This is a genomic window from Streptomyces sp. NPDC051561 (assembly GCF_044454195.1).
GTDB lineage: Bacteria > Actinomycetota > Actinomycetes > Streptomycetales > Streptomycetaceae > Streptomyces.
This window is the reverse complement of sequence record NZ_JBITDM010000002.1, coordinates 1-15,331: the sequence shown is the minus strand read 5'-3', so window position 1 is coordinate 15,331 and position 15,331 is coordinate 1. Positions and strand designations below refer to the sequence as shown.

The 15,331-nt window shown below is 69.3% G+C and carries 13 protein-coding genes and 1 rRNA gene; 9 read left to right on the top strand and 5 right to left on the bottom strand.

Translation table 11 applies throughout. The features are described 5' to 3' along the window. Positions 1-145 precede the first annotated feature (145 nt). The 6 genes from ACIA73_RS04455 to ACIA73_RS04430 all read left to right on the top strand — a co-directional run bounded on the left by ACIA73_RS04455 (position 146) and on the right by ACIA73_RS04430 (position 7,113). Complete coding sequence (locus ACIA73_RS04455) at positions 146-1,300, top strand: Ig-like domain-containing protein (protein ID WP_399437444.1); 1,155 nt, start codon at positions 146-148, stop codon at positions 1,298-1,300. Positions 1,301-1,484: 184 nt separating this feature from the next. Next, positions 1,485-2,756, top strand: a complete 1,272-nt coding sequence (locus ACIA73_RS04450) for an Ig-like domain-containing protein (protein WP_399436784.1) — start codon at positions 1,485-1,487, stop codon at positions 2,754-2,756. A 117-nt stretch (positions 2,757-2,873) separates the two neighbouring features. After that, positions 2,874-3,641, top strand: coding sequence for an enoyl-CoA hydratase/isomerase family protein (locus ACIA73_RS04445; RefSeq protein WP_399436783.1), 768 nt, complete (start codon positions 2,874-2,876; stop codon positions 3,639-3,641). Positions 3,642-3,996: 355 nt separating this feature from the next. After that, positions 3,997-4,506 carry an ATP-binding protein gene (locus ACIA73_RS04440; RefSeq protein ID WP_399436782.1) on the top strand — a complete coding sequence of 170 codons (510 nt, stop codon included), beginning with the start codon at positions 3,997-3,999 and terminating at the stop codon, positions 4,504-4,506. 469 nt (positions 4,507-4,975) lie between these two features. Continuing rightward, positions 4,976-5,818, top strand: coding sequence for a polysaccharide deacetylase family protein (locus tag ACIA73_RS04435; RefSeq protein WP_399436781.1), 843 nt, complete (start codon positions 4,976-4,978; stop codon positions 5,816-5,818). Between the two features lie 86 nt (positions 5,819-5,904). Further along, positions 5,905-7,113: a hypothetical protein gene (locus ACIA73_RS04430; RefSeq protein WP_399436780.1), complete on the top strand. Its 1,209-nt coding sequence runs from the start codon at positions 5,905-5,907 to the stop codon at positions 7,111-7,113. A 128-nt stretch (positions 7,114-7,241) separates the two neighbouring features. On the opposite strand, the gene ACIA73_RS04425 is transcribed toward ACIA73_RS04430, so the two are convergent. Then, entirely contained in the window at positions 7,242-7,925 is a 684-nt protein-coding gene (locus ACIA73_RS04425; RefSeq protein ID WP_399436779.1) for a GNAT family N-acetyltransferase, read from the bottom strand. Positions 7,926-8,030: 105 nt separating this feature from the next. Between ACIA73_RS04425 and ACIA73_RS04420 the strand changes: the two genes are divergently transcribed. Together ACIA73_RS04420 and ACIA73_RS04415 are read left to right on the top strand one after the other, a co-directional pair. Beyond that, positions 8,031-9,614, top strand: a complete 1,584-nt coding sequence (locus ACIA73_RS04420; protein ID WP_399436778.1) for a hypothetical protein — start codon at positions 8,031-8,033, stop codon at positions 9,612-9,614. A 103-nt stretch (positions 9,615-9,717) separates the two neighbouring features. Next, complete coding sequence (locus tag ACIA73_RS04415; RefSeq protein ID WP_399437443.1) at positions 9,718-9,930, top strand: EF-hand domain-containing protein; 213 nt, start codon at positions 9,718-9,720, stop codon at positions 9,928-9,930. Positions 9,931-10,007: 77 nt separating this feature from the next. On the opposite strand, the gene ACIA73_RS04410 is transcribed toward ACIA73_RS04415, so the two are convergent. From ACIA73_RS04410 to ACIA73_RS04395, 4 genes are all read right to left on the bottom strand, one after another. Beyond that, positions 10,008-10,400, bottom strand: coding sequence for a hypothetical protein (locus ACIA73_RS04410; protein WP_399436777.1), 393 nt, complete (start codon positions 10,398-10,400; stop codon positions 10,008-10,010). A gap of 115 nt (positions 10,401-10,515) precedes the next feature. Further along, positions 10,516-11,073 (bottom strand): PadR family transcriptional regulator, encoded by a 558-nt coding sequence (locus tag ACIA73_RS04405; RefSeq protein WP_399436776.1) that lies wholly within the window; start codon positions 11,071-11,073, stop codon positions 10,516-10,518. Positions 11,074-11,107: 34 nt separating this feature from the next. Continuing rightward, complete coding sequence (locus ACIA73_RS04400) at positions 11,108-13,138, bottom strand: FAD-dependent oxidoreductase (RefSeq protein WP_399436775.1); 2,031 nt, start codon at positions 13,136-13,138, stop codon at positions 11,108-11,110. 152 nt (positions 13,139-13,290) lie between these two features. Further along, positions 13,291-14,478 (bottom strand): serine hydrolase domain-containing protein, encoded by a 1,188-nt coding sequence (locus ACIA73_RS04395; protein WP_399436774.1) that lies wholly within the window; start codon positions 14,476-14,478, stop codon positions 13,291-13,293. Between the two features lie 766 nt (positions 14,479-15,244). Between ACIA73_RS04395 and ACIA73_RS04390 the strand changes: the two genes are divergently transcribed. After that, positions 15,245-15,331 (top strand): 16S ribosomal RNA (locus tag ACIA73_RS04390); the annotation flags it as partial.

Sequence of the window (15,331 nt, the reverse complement as noted above, 5' to 3'; positions counted from 1 at the left end):
GCGGCGTCCCGGCCGCCAGGCTCTCCACATGAGGTCCTCCCTGCTGTTCTGCCCAGAGTGGCGCTCGCACTCACGTTTCCCCCGTCGGCCGTTCCCCCGGGGAGCTTTCCGCCGCCGCGCCGCCCGCGTGCTTCTCGGCACCGCGATGGTGGCCGCTCTCACCGGTTGCGGGGCCGGCTCCTGGTTCGACAGCGAGCCGCCCACCCCCGAAGAGGTCATCCGGATCACCCCCGACGACCGCACCAAGGAGGTCGGCGCCGGCACCCGTATCGAAGTCAGCGCCCCCGACGCCACCTTGGAGCGGGTCAAGGTGCTGCGGGTGGAGGACGCCGAACAGCAGGAGGTACGGGGACGGATCAGCGCGGACGGCACCTCCTGGGAGCCCGACACCACCCGCCCCGAGGGCACACTCGTCCTCGCCGCCAAGTACTCCGTCCACGCGGTCGCCGTCGACGAGGACGGCAAGCGCTACGCCCGCACCACCAGCTTCACCACCCACGTTCCCGAAGAACGCTTCATCGGCTACTTCAAGCCGGAGAACCGCTCCACCGTCGGCACCGGAATGATCGTCTCCTTCTCCTTCAACCGGGCCATCGAGAACCGGGCCGCCGTCGAGCGCGCCATCCGCGTCTCCTCGCGGCCCGCCGTCCCGGTCGTCGGCCACTGGTTCGGCAAGGAACGCCTCGATTTCCGGCCGCGTACGTACTGGAAGCCGGGCACCCGGGTCACCACCGACATCCGCCTCCGTGACGTGCAGGCGGCCCCCGACGTCTACGGCATCCAGAACAAGTCCGTCAGCTTCACCGTCGGCCGCCACCAGACCTCGCTGGTCGACGCCGAGGACCACACCATGACCGTCACCCGCGACGGCGAGGTCCTCTCCTCGGTGCCGATCAGCGCGGGGGACGCCAAGAACCCCACGTACAACGGAAAGATGGTGGTCACCGAGATGCACGACGTGACCCGGATGAACGGCCGCACCGTCGGCTTCGGCGGCGAGTACGACATCGCGGACGTCCCGCACGCCGTCCGCCTGACCTCCTCCGGCACCTTCCTGCACGGCAATTACTGGTCCGGCGGAGTCTTCGGCTCCACCAACGCCAGCCACGGCTGCATCGGCCTGCGCGACGTCAAGGGCGGCAGCGGGGACACCCCGGCGGGCTGGTTCTTCGACCGCACCCTGGTCGGAGATGTGGTGGAAGTGGTGAATTCGACTGACCGAAATGTCGCTGCTGACAACGGACTCGGGGGCTGGAACATGGGATGGGAACAGTGGACGGCAGGCTCCGCCCTGCGCTGAGGCCCGCTCCCTGCCCCGAGCACCGCCCCGATCGCCCCCGCACCCGCTTCCACTTGGGACGGAACGGTGACATACCGAGGGAGCTCCCACCGCGTGCGGTGTGATTATCTAGCGCAGTGTGCGCGGTAGTTGCGCACGGGGGTGCGGGCCTGGTCAGGGCCGTGCGCGAGGGGAGAATTCCACATTGAACAGGCAGCCGATCACGGTCCTTTCCGGACCTTCGGAGCCCTCGGCGAACCGGCCGGGAACACGACGGCGCGGCGGCCGGACGCTGCTCGCGGTGGTGCTGGGCGCACTGCTGCTTCTGGTCACCGCCTGCGGCGGCGGCTCGGAGGGCGCGGGCAAGCCGGACAAGCAGAAGCCGGGTGAAGCGGCCAAGTCCGACACCAAGGCGTCCCAGGCCGTCGTCACCGTCACTCCGAAGAACGGCGCCAAGGACGTTGCCACCAGCGGCACTCTGAAGATCACCGCTGACAAGGGCAAGCTCTCCGAGGTCAAGGTCACCGACTCCAAGGGCAACGAGGTCGACGGCAGGACGGCCGCCGACGGCGCGGGCTGGGAACCGGCCCACCACCTCGCCGCCAGCACGACGTACAAGGTGCACGCCCTCGCGAAGGACTCCGAGGGCCGGGTGTCCGCACAGGACACCACCTTCACCACGCTGGTCCCGAAGAACACCTTCATCGGTGAGTTCCGTCCCGAGGACGGCACCAAGGTCGGCGTCGGCATGCCGGTCTCCTTCCGCTTCACCCGGGGCATCACCAAGCCCGCCGACGTGGAGAAGGCGATCAAGGTGACCGCCGAGCCCTCCGTACCGATCGAGGGCCACTGGTTCGGCAACGACCGCCTGGACTTCCGCCCCGAGAAGTACTGGGCGGCGGGCACCAAGGTGACCGTGAAGATGAACCTGGACGGCGTCGAGGGCCGCCCCGGCGTCTACGGCAAGCAGAACCGGACCGTCACCTTCACCATCGGCCGCAGTCAGGTCTCCACCGTCGACGCCAAGGCCAAGACGATGAAGGTCGTCCGCGACGGCAAGACGATCCGGACCATCCCGATCACCGCCGGCGCCCCGTCCACCACGACGTACAACGGCGAGATGGTCATCACCGAGAAGCTCAAGGTGACCCGGATGAACGGCGCCACCGTCGGCTTCGGCGGCGAGTACGACATCAAGGACGTGCCGCACGCGATGCGCCTGTCGAACTCCGGCACCTTCATCCACGGCAACTACTGGGCCTCCTCCGGCACCTTCGGCTCCGCCAACGTCAGCCACGGCTGCGTCGGCCTGCGCGACCAGCGCGGTGCGGGCGACTCCGGCACCCCGGCGGCCTGGTTCTACAACGGCTCGCTGATAGGCGACGTGGTCGTCGTCAAGAACTCCCACGACAAGCAGATCGCCCCGGACAACGGCCTGAACGGCTGGAACATGTCCTGGGCGGAGTGGATCAAGTAGTTCCCCCTGCGGTACGTGAGCGGGCCCGGCGCACTGTGACCAAGTGCACCGGGCCCGTTCCCACGAGGCTTCCTCCGAGGGCTCCCCTCCGCGTGAGCGGCCGTTAATCTCGCTCGTATGACCGCAACCCTCGAAGTCTCCAACGGCGTCGGCACGATCCGCCTCGAACGCCCCCCGATGAACGCCCTCGACGTGGCTCTCCAGGACAAGCTGCACGAGCTCGCCGCCGAGGCGACCCGGCGCGACGACGTCCGCGCGGTGATCCTCTACGGCGGCGAGAAGGTGTTCGCGGCCGGCGCGGACATCAAGGAAATGCAGCACATGGACCACGCGGCGATGGTCCTGCGCTCGCGCGGCCTCCAGGAGGCGTTCACCGCGATCGCCCGCATCCCCAAGCCCGTCGTCGCCGCCATCACCGGCTACGCGCTGGGCGGCGGCTGCGAGTTGGCGCTCTGCGCGGACTTCCGGATCGCCGCCGACAACGCCAAGCTCGGCCAGCCGGAGATCCTGCTCGGCCTGATCCCCGGCGCGGGCGGCACCCAGCGCCTCTCCCGTCTCATCGGCCCCTCCAAGGCCAAGGACCTCATCTTCACCGGCCGCATGGTCAAGGCGGACGAGGCCCTGACCCTCGGCCTGGTCGACCGGATCGCCCCGGCCGCCGAGGTCTACGAGCAGGCGCAGGCCTGGGCCGCCAAGCTCGCCCAGGGCCCGGCCCTCGCCCTGCGCGCCGCCAAGGAGAGCATCGACACGGGTCTGGAGACCGACCTGGAGACCGGCCTCGCCCTCGAACGCACCTGGTTCGCGGGCCTGTTCGCCACCGAGGACCGCGAGCGCGGCATGCGCAGTTTCGTCGAGGAGGGTCCGGGCAAGGCCAAGTTCCTCTGAGCGCGTGGGTCCGATGAGTGCGTGTGGCCGATGAGCGCCTGTGCCCGATGAGTGCCTGTGACCGAACCCCGGAATGTGACGCCGGGTCAATGGCCGGCCCGCACATGAGGCGTTCGTGCGGGCGGATTGTGCGCGCGGGCGAACCGGCCGAGCCTTAAGCCCGGGTTAAGGCTTCCCTGCGGGCGCACTGCGGGTGATCATTCGCACGCGGCGTGTAGTTGCAGGTCAGGCCTGGCGAGTAAGGCTGTTTGTGCTTCTGTCATATGCCGGAAGCCGCCTCGGTGGAGGGGGTTCCCGGGGAGTTCATTCCCCCGGAACCTCCCCGGAGCGCCCCGGCTGCCGCCATGATGGGGGCATGGCGGGGCTGGAAGGTGTGGAGGAGCCGCGGCAGCAGGGGCAGGCGACCGCTGCGCGATGGGTGCCGGCCGTCGACGACGAACGGGCGCAGCAGACGCTGGAGCTGTTCGGCAATCCGACGGAGGGCGAGGTACGGCTGCCGTCGCGGCCGGAGTCGGCGGGGCACGCGCGGCGGCTGACGCAGTGCGTCGTGCAGCGCCAGTGGGGGCTCTCGCCGCAGGTCACCGAGTTCGCCGTCCTGCTGGTCTCCGAACTGGTCGGCAACGCGGTCCGGCACACCGGCGCCCGGGTCTTCGGCCTGAAGATGCTGCGCCGCAGAGGCTGGATCCGCATAGAGGTGCGCGACCCCTCGCGCGGACTGCCCTGCCTGATGCCCGTCCATGAGCTGGATGTGAGCGGCCGCGGCCTGTTCCTGGTGGACAAGCTGTCCGACCGCTGGGGCGTCGACCTGCTGCCGCGCGGCAAGACCACCTGGTTCGAGATGCGGGTCGTCGACCGCGAACGGTAGGGGTCAAACGCCAGAAGCCCCCAGGCGCCGGGGTGGGGCGCGCTGCGGGGGCTTCCGAGGAGGGCCGGGGAGTGAAGGGGGTGTACTCCACGGCCTGGTTGACGAACTTGCCCGGGTCAATGGGGTTCGTGTCTCCGACTATGGCAGAAAGGTGGCTTCAAGCCAAAAGTCCCTACTCGGGCAAACCGACCCAAACCGGCACACTTTAATAGTGAATCGTTGGTGAGGTGGGCCACGGACCTGGCATTCACTGCATAGGTATGAGAATCCATGCGTGATTCCTTGAACTCGCCAGCAACGGCCCTTACGGAAACCGAACACCCATCACCTCTTCCGAAACGCCCCCAATTACCACAATCGGCAAATTCTGGGCTTTACACATTTATGGTGCTCACTCGGGGTAGCCCCGCCCCGGCCGGACCCCCGCGCCCGCGCGCTGCGGCCGGACCCCCTCCTGCCTTCTGGTGAGGTGAGCCCCATCGCTCCACCGACCGACCGCCGCACCCTCCTGCGCACAGGAGCCGGAGCCTGCTGCCTCGCCCTGGCCGCCACCGCGGGCTGCTCGACCCCGGCGGCACCGCCCGGCCACCGGGACCCGGCCCCGAGCGGCACCGGCCCCGCCCCCGGCGGCCCCTCCGGCGGCGTACGGGAAGAAGACCCACACTCCCGAGCCCACCACGCCGCCCCGGCCCCCCACCGCTTCCCGCCCCATCCCGCCCAGATCGAGCACGGCCCCCGCGACCGCCCCCAGGTCGCCCTCACCTTCCACGGCCAGGGCGACCCCGCCATCGCCCGCGCCCTCCTCGCCGAGGCCGAACGCGCCGGCGCCCGCGTCACCGTCCTCGCCGTCGGCACCTGGCTCGACGAACACCCCGCCCTCGCCCGCCGCATCCTTGACGGCGGCCACGACCTCGGCAACCACACCCAGCACCACCGCACCATCTCCGAGATGCCGGAGGGCGCCGCCTACCGCGAAATCACCGCCTGCGCCGACCGCCTGCGCCGCCTCACCGGCTCCATCGGCACCTGGTTCCGCCCCTCCCGCACCCAGTACGCGACGCCGGTGATCCAGCGCCTCGCCCACCGGGCCGGCTACCCCCACGTCCTCTCCTACGACGTGGACTCCCTCGACTTCACCTCGCCCGGCGCGACGGCCGTCACCCGCAAGGTCGCCGGGGAGATCCGCAACGGATCCGTGGTGAGCCTGCACTTCGGTTACGCGGACACGGTCGCCGCGCTGCCCGCCCTCCTCGACGACCTCCACCGCCGCCGTCTGCGCGCGGTAACCACCACGGAGCTGCTCACCCCATGACCCCGCCGCCCCTCCGCCCCCGCTCGCCCCTCGCCCCCCGCAACACCGCGCCACACCCGGACGTTGCCCCGCCCCCCGGTAGTGCCATGCACCGCCCAGGACCCGGCGCCCGCACTCCCCGCCCCGGCGTCCGAGCCCTCTGTGCCGCCGGGCTGCTCCTCGCCGCACTCGTCGGCTGCGCCGACCCCGGGGACAAGGGGGCGGTCGAAGCTCGCGGGACCAAGGGCATCGCCCCGCCCGCCCACCTCAAGAAGGCGATCCCCGCCGGGCTCCCGGGCATGCCCCCGGTCCTCGACGCCAAGGACATCTACGCGGCCAACCGCCCGGGCAACATCGCCCCCGTCGCCCGCGACTACCCCGCACGCGTCTACGTCCCCAACACCAACTCCAACACCGTCTCCGTCATCGACCCGGCCACCTACCAGGTCATCGAGACGATCCCGGTCGGCACCCAGCCCCAGCACGTCGTGCCCTCCTGGGACCTCAAGACCCTCTGGGTCAACAACAACCGGGGCCACACCCTCACCCCGATCAACCCCGCCACCGGCAAGGCGGGCAAGGAGGTCGAGGTCCACGACCCGTACAACCTCTACTTCACCCCGAACGGCAAGCACGCCATCGTGATGGCCTCCATGGACCGCGAACTCGTCTTCCGCGACCCGCACACCATGAACCGCGTCAAGACCGTCCCCGTCACCTGCGCGGGCGTCAACCACGCCGACTTCTCCGCCGACGGCCGCTACTTCGTCGTCTCCTGCGAGTTCTCCGGCGAACTCCTCAAGGTCGACACCGAGAAGATGAAGGTCGTCGGCCAGCAGAAACTCCCCTTCGAGGGAGCCATGCCGCAGGACGTCAAGATCTCCCCGGACGGCAAGACCTTCTACATCGCCGACATGATGGCCCACGGCATGTGGGTCCTGAACGGCGAGAAGTTCACCACCCCCCGCCTGCTCCCCACCGGCAAGGGCTGCCACGGCCTCTACATCTCCCGCGACTCCAAGGAGATGTACGTCCCCAACCGAGGCGAGGGATCCATCTCCGTCTTCGACTTCGCCAAGAACAAACTCACCAAGAAGTGGCACCTTCCCGACGGCGGCAGCCCCGACATGGGCGGCGTCTCGGCCAACGGCAAGGTCCTCTGGCTCGCCGGCCGCTACGACTCCGAGGTCTACGCGATCGACACCACCACCGGCCGCCAACTCGCCCGCATCCCCGTGGGCGACGGCCCCCACGGCCTCGCCGTCTACCCCCAGCCCGGCCGCTACTCCCTCGGCCACACCGGCATCTTCCGCTAACCCCTCTCGCCCCCGGGGCCGCACCCCTCCAGGGGCGCGGCCCCGGGGGCGCCGGGAACTGCGCGACCAGCCCCCGCCCACCCGCGCCCACTACTCCCCGCCCACCCGCACCCATTACCCCCCCGCCCCTACCGCACCATCAGTACCTCCGCCCCCACCGCCCGATACCCCGCCCCCTGAAACGTCCGCACACTCCGCGCGTTCCCCGGCGGCTGCTCCGACCACACCACGCTCCCTGGCACCAACTGCCGCGCCGCAACCGCCAGTTGACGCCCAACCCCCCGCCCCCGAGCCCCCTCGTCCACCTCAATGGCCACCTCCCACCGGCCGGCCACCCCCCGCCCCAGAATCAGCACACCGCCCAACGGACTCGTCCACACCCGCACCCCGTCCCGGAACCTCCGCGCCCGCACCACCCGCGGATGCGAGGGATCACCGATCTCCTCCAGACCCAGCCCCGCATCCGGCCGCCCGGGCAACGCCTCCGCCACCGTCAGCAGATCAATGGTGTCGTTCATCCGCCGCCCGGTCCGCTCCGCCAACCGCACCAGGAACAACGGGTTCATCGACGCGGCCAACGGATCGCACGGCGTCGCCGCCAACTCCGCCCGCACCCACTCCGGATCCTCATCCGTGAAGATCACCGAGTGCGCGGTGAAGGACAGCACCCCGGCCACCCTCTCCTCCGGCTGTGGCACCACCGTCACACCCCCGTCCGGCGGCGGAAACACCCCACGCGCGGCCGCGTCCAGGAACCCCGCAAGGAAGCCGGGCGCCCCCTTCACTCCCGTAACTCCAGCAAGCTCCGTCATATCGCCCACATCCCCCACTCGGCCGGACCCTCTTCCGGGGGAGATCCAAGCACCGCCCCGGTTAGTCCATGGCCGCACCCCCCGCCCCACCCCTACCGTCCGGCCATGTCCCACACACCGAACCAGGCCCCCCGCCGGAACGGCCCCCGCGCCGCAGCCCTGGCCACAGCCCTCGCCGCCACCTCCCTCCTCACCACCCCCACCACCCACGCCGCCACGACCCACGCCGCCACGACCCACGCAGCGGCTACTCACGCAGCGACTACTCACGCAGCGACTACTCACTACGTCGACTGCACCACCGGCAACGACAACGCCAACGGCACCACCACCCGCACCCCCTGGCGCACCCTCGCCAAAGCCTCCACCGCCTACCGCCCCGGCGACCGCCTCCTCATCAAGCGCGGCACCACCTGCACGGGCACCCTCGCCCCCACCGGCAACGGCACCCCCTCCAGCCCCATCCGGCTCGATGCGTACGGCACCGGAGCCAAGCCGCACATCGAAGGCGCTGGCGCCCGCGCCGCCGTACTCCTGCGCAACTCCCAGGGCTGGGAGATCCGCAACCTCGACCTCTCCAACACCGGCCCCGCACCCGCCCCCGAGGAACGCCGCGCCGGGCTCCTCGTCCTACTCAAAGACTTCGGCGTCGGCCGCCACTACGTCGTGGACAACGTCGACGTCCACGACGTCAACGGCTCCGACCACAAGGATCCCGACCCCAGCGGCGGCATCCTCTTCGTCGTCCAGGGCGACAGGACCCCCACCCGCTTCGACGGCGTCCGCATCGAGGACTCAACCGTCCGCAAGGTCGACCGCACCGGTATCGGCACCATGTCCACCTGGGGCCGCCGCGCCGCCTACCCCGACGGCCCCGGCACCTCCTTCGAGCCGATCACCGGCGTGCGCATCCAGCGCAACGACGTCCGCGACACCGGCGGCGACGCCCTCGTCACCCACAACGCCGACGGCGCCCGCGTCGAGCACAACTACGTCAACGGCTTCAACATGCGCTCCGCCGGCTACAACGCGGGCGTCTGGTCCTGGAACTCCGACAACGTCCTCACCCAGTACAACGAGGTCACCGGCGGCCACGGAACCCGCGACTCCGAAGCCTTCGACATCGACGGCGGCAACACCAACAACGTCTTCCAGTACAACTACAGCCACGACAACGAGGGCGGCTTCCTCCTCGTCTGCAACGGCGCCGGCATGACCAGCAAGGGCAACAAGGTCCGCCACAACATCAGCATCAACGACCGCAACACCGAAGCCCCCTACGGCGTCATCGCCGTCGTCTGCGGCCCCACCACCGACACCCAGATCTACAACAACACCATCTCCACCACCCACCCCAACACCCGCATGGTCAGCAACAACGGCCAGGCAGGCACCACCTTCCGCAACAACATCTTCGTCGGCGCCTCCACCGGCTCCCCGACCGTCGACACCCTCTCCACCTACACCGGAAACCTCTACCGCAACACCAGCCAGCCCCGTGACGCCGCGGCCCTCAACACCAACCCCCTCTTCCGCACCGCATCCCCCCTCGCCCCCGCCGACGTGCGCCTGAAGCCCGGCTCCCCGGCCCTCGGCGCGGGCACCCCGACCGCCGACGGCGTCACCCGCGACTACTTCGGGAACCGGGTCCCCAACCCGCCGAACCTGGGTGCCTACCAGGGCCGCTAATCTGTCCGTCACACAAGGCGACCAAGGCGGGCTGCACAGCACTGCCACGGCTTCGCCCTGACCTGACCGACTTGCACCAAAAGGGGTGGACCACGTGGCGGACATCGACATCGAGTCGGCGCGCACGGCATTCGCGAAGTTCGACAAGAACGGCGACGGCACGATCACTGCGGCCGAGTACAAGAGCGTGATGGCCGAACTCGGCGACTTCAGCGTCACCGAGACCGTGGCCCAGGCCATCATCAACTCGCACGACGGCAACGCCGACGGCCGCCTGAACTTCGACGAGTTCTGGGCCTCCCGCAACAAGGGCTGAGCGGCGCCGGCAGTGACATAGGGGCGGTCCCGGAACTCCCTCGGTGGAGCCCCGGGACCTTCCTGTTCCCCTGACGCCTACGCGCCCCGAGCCCGGGCAGCCGCCTCCAGCAGCGGCCACCCGTCGACCTCCACCGCCTGCTGCCCAGCTGGCCGCCAGCCCTGCGCCAACACCGCGTCCAGCAGCGCCCGGACAGCCCCCGGCTCATGCAGATTCAGCTGCCCGCCCCGTACGAAGCCGACGTCCCCGGACCCTGTCGGATACCCCTCCGGAACGTATCGGCCCGGCCCCGGCGCGAAAACGATGTGCAGCGGCCCACCACGTCCCGCCGACTGCGGAAACACCACCAGGGTCTCGGAACAGTCCGCCGCTCGCCCGTCCTCCAGCTCACGATGCCGATGACGGAGCTTCCACAGATACACCTCCCCCTCGACGACCAACCGACGAGGCTTCCTGGAATCACGGGCCATGGCGCCGAGCCTACGACCGCCCCCCGCGACCGCACACGACTCCACCCGACAGCGGCCGGTCCCCGTGCGCCTGACCCGACAGCCGCCATTCCCCGTGCGCCTGATCCAGCAGCCGCTACTCCCCGTCGGCCAGCTCCCGCAGCTCGACCGCCGCCTCCTCCAGCCACCCCACCCAGAACCGCTCCATCTCGATCCCGGCCCGCAGCACCAGATGCTGCATCCGCTCCTCGCGGCCGCCCCGGTGTGCCTCGCTCAGATGCCCGAAGTCCCGCTTCTCGATCTCGCGGTACGTCGCCAACTGCACCCGGTGCAGACCGAGATGACGCCCCACCTCGGCCACCAGGTCCCCGGCCCCGACCTTCGCCGCCGCCCGCAGCCGCAACGCGAACGCGTCCCGCAGCGGCTTGGGGTCCTCGGCCCGCCCCACCCACGCGACCAACTCCGCGCGCCCGTCGGCCAGCACCTCGTACTCCCGCTTCTGCCCCCGGGCCGGCACATCCTGCGGCAGCGCCCGGATGAAGCCGGCCTGCTCCAGCTTCCCCAGCTCGCGGTAGATCTGCTGATGCGTCGCCGACCAGAAGTACCCGATCGACATGTCGAACCGCCGCGTCAACTCCAACCCCGAGGAAGGCTTCTCCATCAGAGCGGTCAGAATCGCGTGCGGCAGTGACATACCGGCATCCTAGGCACCCCCCTACCCCCACCAACTACAACCCCGCCCCCACCTCCGTCCCCCTCCGAATCGCCCTCTTCGCATCCAGCTCCGCCGCCACCTCCGCCCCGCCGATCAAATGAACCGGCACACCCCCCGCCACCAACTCCCCATAAATATCCCGCCGAGCCTCCTGCCCCGTACACAGCACCACCGTGTCCACCTCCAGCACCCGCCGCTCGCCTCCCACCGCCACATGCAACCCCTCGTCATCAATGCGCTCGTACGTCACACCAGGCACCATCACCACGCCCCGCTTGGCCAGCTCGTTCCGGTGGATCCACCCCGTGGTCTTCCCCAGCCCGGCCCCGACCTTGGTCTCCTTGCGCTGCAACAAGTGCACACTCCGCGTCGCCTTCGCCCGCTCCGGCGCCCGCAGCCCACCCCGGCCCTCGTACGCCATGTCGACACCCCACTGCCGGAAGAACACCTCCGGCGTCAGGGCCGCCTCCTCACCCTCATCGGTCAGGAACTCCGCCACATCGAAGCCGATACCGCCGGCCCCGAGGATCGCCACCCGCTCCCCGGCCTTCACCTCGCCGCGCAGCACCTCCAGATAGCTGACGACGCTCGGGTGATCGACGCCCTCGATCTCCGGGACGCGCGGCGTCACCCCGGTGGCCACCACCACCTCGTCGTACGCCCCGTCCTTGAGCCCCTCCGCCGTCACCACCGTGGACAGCCGCACCTCCACCCCGTACTCCTGAAGCCGGTTCCGGAAGTACCGCAGCGTCTCGTTGAACTCCTCCTTGCCCGGCACCTGCCGAGCCACGTTCAACTGCCCGCCGACCTCGTCCGCCGCGTCGAACAACGTCACCGCATGCCCGCGCTCCGCCGCCGTCACCGCGCAAGCCAACCCCGCCGGTCCCGCGCCGACCACAGCCACCCGCTTGCGCAGCCGGGTGGGGGAGAGGACCAGCTCCGTCTCATGGCAGGCCCGCGGGTTCACCAGGCACGAGGTGATCTTCCCGCTGAAGGTGTGGTCCAGGCAGGCCTGGTTGCACCCGATGCACGTATTGATCGACTCCGGCTTCCCGTCCCGCGCCTTCGCCACGAACTCCGGGTCCGCCAGGAACGGCCGCGCCAACGACACCAGGTCGGCGAACCCCCCGGCGAGCAGCTCCTCCGCCAGCTCGGGGGTGTTGATCCGGTTCGTCGTCACCAGCGGAACCGACACCTCACCCATGACCCGCTTGGTCACCCAGGCGTACGCCCCCCGGGGGACCGACGTCGCGATGGTCGGAATCCGCGCCTCGTGCCACCCGATCCCGGTGTTGATGATCGTTGCTCCGGCCGCCTCCACGGCCTTGGCCAGCCGCACGACCTCCTCCAGCGTGGAGCCGCCCGGCACCAGATCCAGCATCGACAGCCGGTAGATCAGGATGAAGTCCGCCCCGACCCGCTCCCGCACCCGCCGCACGATCTCCAGCGGGAACCGCGTCCGGTTCTCGTACGAACCGCCCCACCGGTCGTCCCTCATGTTGGTGTGCGCCGCGATGAACTCGTTGATCAGGTATCCCTCGGACCCCATGATCTCGACACCGTCGTACCCGGCTTCCTTCGCCAGAGCGGCCGCCCGCACGAAGTCCTCGACGGTCCGCTCGATCTCGTCGTCCGTCAGCTCATGGGGCACGAACGGACTGATCGGCGCCTGCAACGCGCTCGGCGCCACCAGCTCGGGGTGATACGCGTACCGCCCGAAGTGCAGGATCTGCATCGCGATCCGCCCACCCGCCTCGTGCACCGCGTCGGTGACCACCCGGTGCCGCACGGCCTCCTCGGCCGTCGTCAGCATCGCCCCACCGGGATACGGCCGCCCCGCCTCATTGGGCGAGATCCCGCCGGTGACGATGAGCCCGACCCCACCCCGAGCCCGCTCGGCGTAGAAGGCCGCCATCCGCTCGAACCCGCGCTCGGCCTCCTCCAGACCGATGTGCATCGACCCCATGACCACACGGTTGGGAAGCGTGGTGAACCCCAGATCCAGCGGGCTCAACAGGTGCGGGTACTGACTCGACGGGCTCATCCGGTGCCTCCATGCACTCCGACCACGAACTTATGCAACTAGTTGCACAATAGCGTGCCGACGCCCATACGGGGAGGAGCGGCGACGGTACGGGGAGGAGGGGCGACGGTACGAGCGGGAAGGGCGGCCCCCTGCCGGGAGCCGCCCCTCACCTACAGCGAGGCGTAGACCCCCTCCACCAGCGCCATCTTCCGGGGATCGTCCGCGATGTTCGACCCCATCCGATTCATCACGTACCCCACGCTCACCCCCGCCTCCGGATCCGCCAGCCCGCAGGACCCGCCGAAGCCGTCATGCCCCACCGCCCGCGGGTTCGGCCCGTACGACCTGTTTTCCCCGCTGAGCCACAACCCGAGCCCGATCTCCGTCTCGTGCCCGAACCCCGCCCCCAGCACCAGGTCCCGGCAGGCCCCCTGCCCCTCCCGTACCCGCTCGGCACTTTCCGCCGACAGCACCCGCGTCCCACCCGTAACGCCCTGCCGCGCGAACACCTCGTACAACTCCGCCACCGCCCGAGCCGTCCCGTGCCCGTTCGCCGCCGGCACCTCCGCCGCCCGCCAGGCCGCGGAGTTGGCCTCCCGGGCGCCCGCCCCCGGATTGAGCAGCGACGCCAGCGCCACCGGTTCCAGCTGTGCGTAGATCGCCGCCTGCTCACTCGTCGGGGGAGCCGTCGTGTGTACGAGCTCGGCGGCCCGACCCGCCTCCTTCTCCGGCAGCCCGATCGTGAAGTCGATCCCCAGCGGCCCGGTCACCTCACGCCGCAGGAACTCCGCCGGCCGCAGCCCACTCACCCTTCGCACCACTTCCCCGACCAGGAACCCATAGGTAATGGCGTGGTACCCGGACCGCGTCCCCGGCTCCCACCACGGCTCGGTCGCCGCGAGCCGCTCACAGGTCAGCTCCCAGTCGTACAGCTCCGCCAGACTGTGCGGCATCCGCAGCCCGGCCACCCCGGCGCGATGCGACAGCAGATGCCGTACGAGTACCCCTTCCTTGCCGGCCGCCGCGAACTCCGGCCAGTAGGAGGCGACCGGTGCATCGAGGTCCAGCTCACCCCGGTCCGCCAGCAGGTGCGCACAGAGCGCCGTCGGCCCCTTCGTCGTGGACCACACATTGACCAGGGTGTCCCGTTCCCACGGACGGTTCATGCCCGCGTCGGCCCAGCCGCCCCACAGATCGACCACCACCTCCCCGTCGACCCGCACGGTCACGGCGGCACCCAACTCGTCACGCTTGAGGAAGTTCTCCTCGAAGGCAGCCCGCACAGAGGCGAAGCGCCGGTCGCACCGGCCCCCGATCTGTGGCGGTTCGACCGGCCCGACCGGCTGGAACTGGGACATGAAGCCCTCCTCGCAAGGCACTGACACTCGGCTGATCCGCAACGTACCGACTGGTCGGACTGGCGGGAAGAGGACGTGTACCTCTCGGTTTGACGCGGAGGCGCTGCTTCCGTAAGGTTCTGCGGGTTGTCCTATGTGAGTACCGGTTCCGACCGGCCCGGGACAGCCATTCCGCAGAAAACCAAGATCAATGAAATCGACGTCCGTCGTGCCCATTAGTCATGCGCTTTTGCGAAATGAGGAATCCACGTTCGAGAGAGCGACCCCGATTGGCATCGGGGCCCAGGAATCCGCTAATGTCTCACTCGTCGGAACGGCCCAACAGCCGCAAAGACAAACCCCGCTGACTGGGAATCAGGCCCGAAAGGATCTGATAGAGTCGGAACCGCCGGAAAGGGAAAACGCGAAAGCGAAGAACCTGAAAGGCGCCGAGGAAATCGGAACGGAAACGGTCTGATAGAGTCGGAAACGCAAGAACAGAACAACTGAAACACCGAACGAAACGTCCGGAGGAAAGCCCGCGAGGGTGAGTACAAAGGAAGCGTCCGTTCCTTGAGAACTCAACAGCGTGCCAAAAGTCAACGCCAAATATGTTGATACCCCGTTTCTTCGGAAACGAGGTTCCTTTGAAGTCCTACTGGCCCTTGTGGCAGGTAGGCAAACACTAGCGAGGACGCAGGAACAACCGGCCTTATTCCGGCCGTGGTTGTTCCGCTCTTCCGATGTGTGAACCCGCAGTCTTTAATTAGACGCAGCCGGGTAAACATTCACGGAGAGTTTGATCCTGGCTCAGGACGAACGCTGGCGGCGTGCTTAACACATGCAAGTCGAACGATGAAGCCCTTCGGGGTGG

Excerpts from the sequence above, each read along its gene's own strand:
- ACIA73_RS04455 (WP_399437444.1), top strand. The coding sequence starts at position 146 with ATGGTGGCCGCTCTCACCGGTTGCGGGGCCGGCTCCTGGTTCGACAGC.
- ACIA73_RS04410 (WP_399436777.1), bottom strand. The coding sequence starts at position 10,400 with ATGGCCCGTGATTCCAGGAAGCCTCGTCGGTTGGTCGTCGAGGGGGAG.
- ACIA73_RS04440 (WP_399436782.1), top strand. The coding sequence starts at position 3,997 with ATGGCGGGGCTGGAAGGTGTGGAGGAGCCGCGGCAGCAGGGGCAGGCG.
- ACIA73_RS04445 (WP_399436783.1), top strand. The coding sequence starts at position 2,874 with ATGACCGCAACCCTCGAAGTCTCCAACGGCGTCGGCACGATCCGCCTC.
- ACIA73_RS04425 (WP_399436779.1), bottom strand. The coding sequence starts at position 7,925 with ATGACGGAGCTTGCTGGAGTTACGGGAGTGAAGGGGGCGCCCGGCTTC.
- ACIA73_RS04405 (WP_399436776.1), bottom strand. The coding sequence starts at position 11,073 with ATGTCACTGCCGCACGCGATTCTGACCGCTCTGATGGAGAAGCCTTCC.
- ACIA73_RS04430 (WP_399436780.1), top strand. The coding sequence starts at position 5,905 with ATGCACCGCCCAGGACCCGGCGCCCGCACTCCCCGCCCCGGCGTCCGA.
- ACIA73_RS04420 (WP_399436778.1), top strand. The coding sequence starts at position 8,031 with ATGTCCCACACACCGAACCAGGCCCCCCGCCGGAACGGCCCCCGCGCC.
- ACIA73_RS04400 (WP_399436775.1), bottom strand. The coding sequence starts at position 13,138 with ATGAGCCCGTCGAGTCAGTACCCGCACCTGTTGAGCCCGCTGGATCTG.
- ACIA73_RS04395 (WP_399436774.1), bottom strand. The coding sequence starts at position 14,478 with ATGTCCCAGTTCCAGCCGGTCGGGCCGGTCGAACCGCCACAGATCGGG.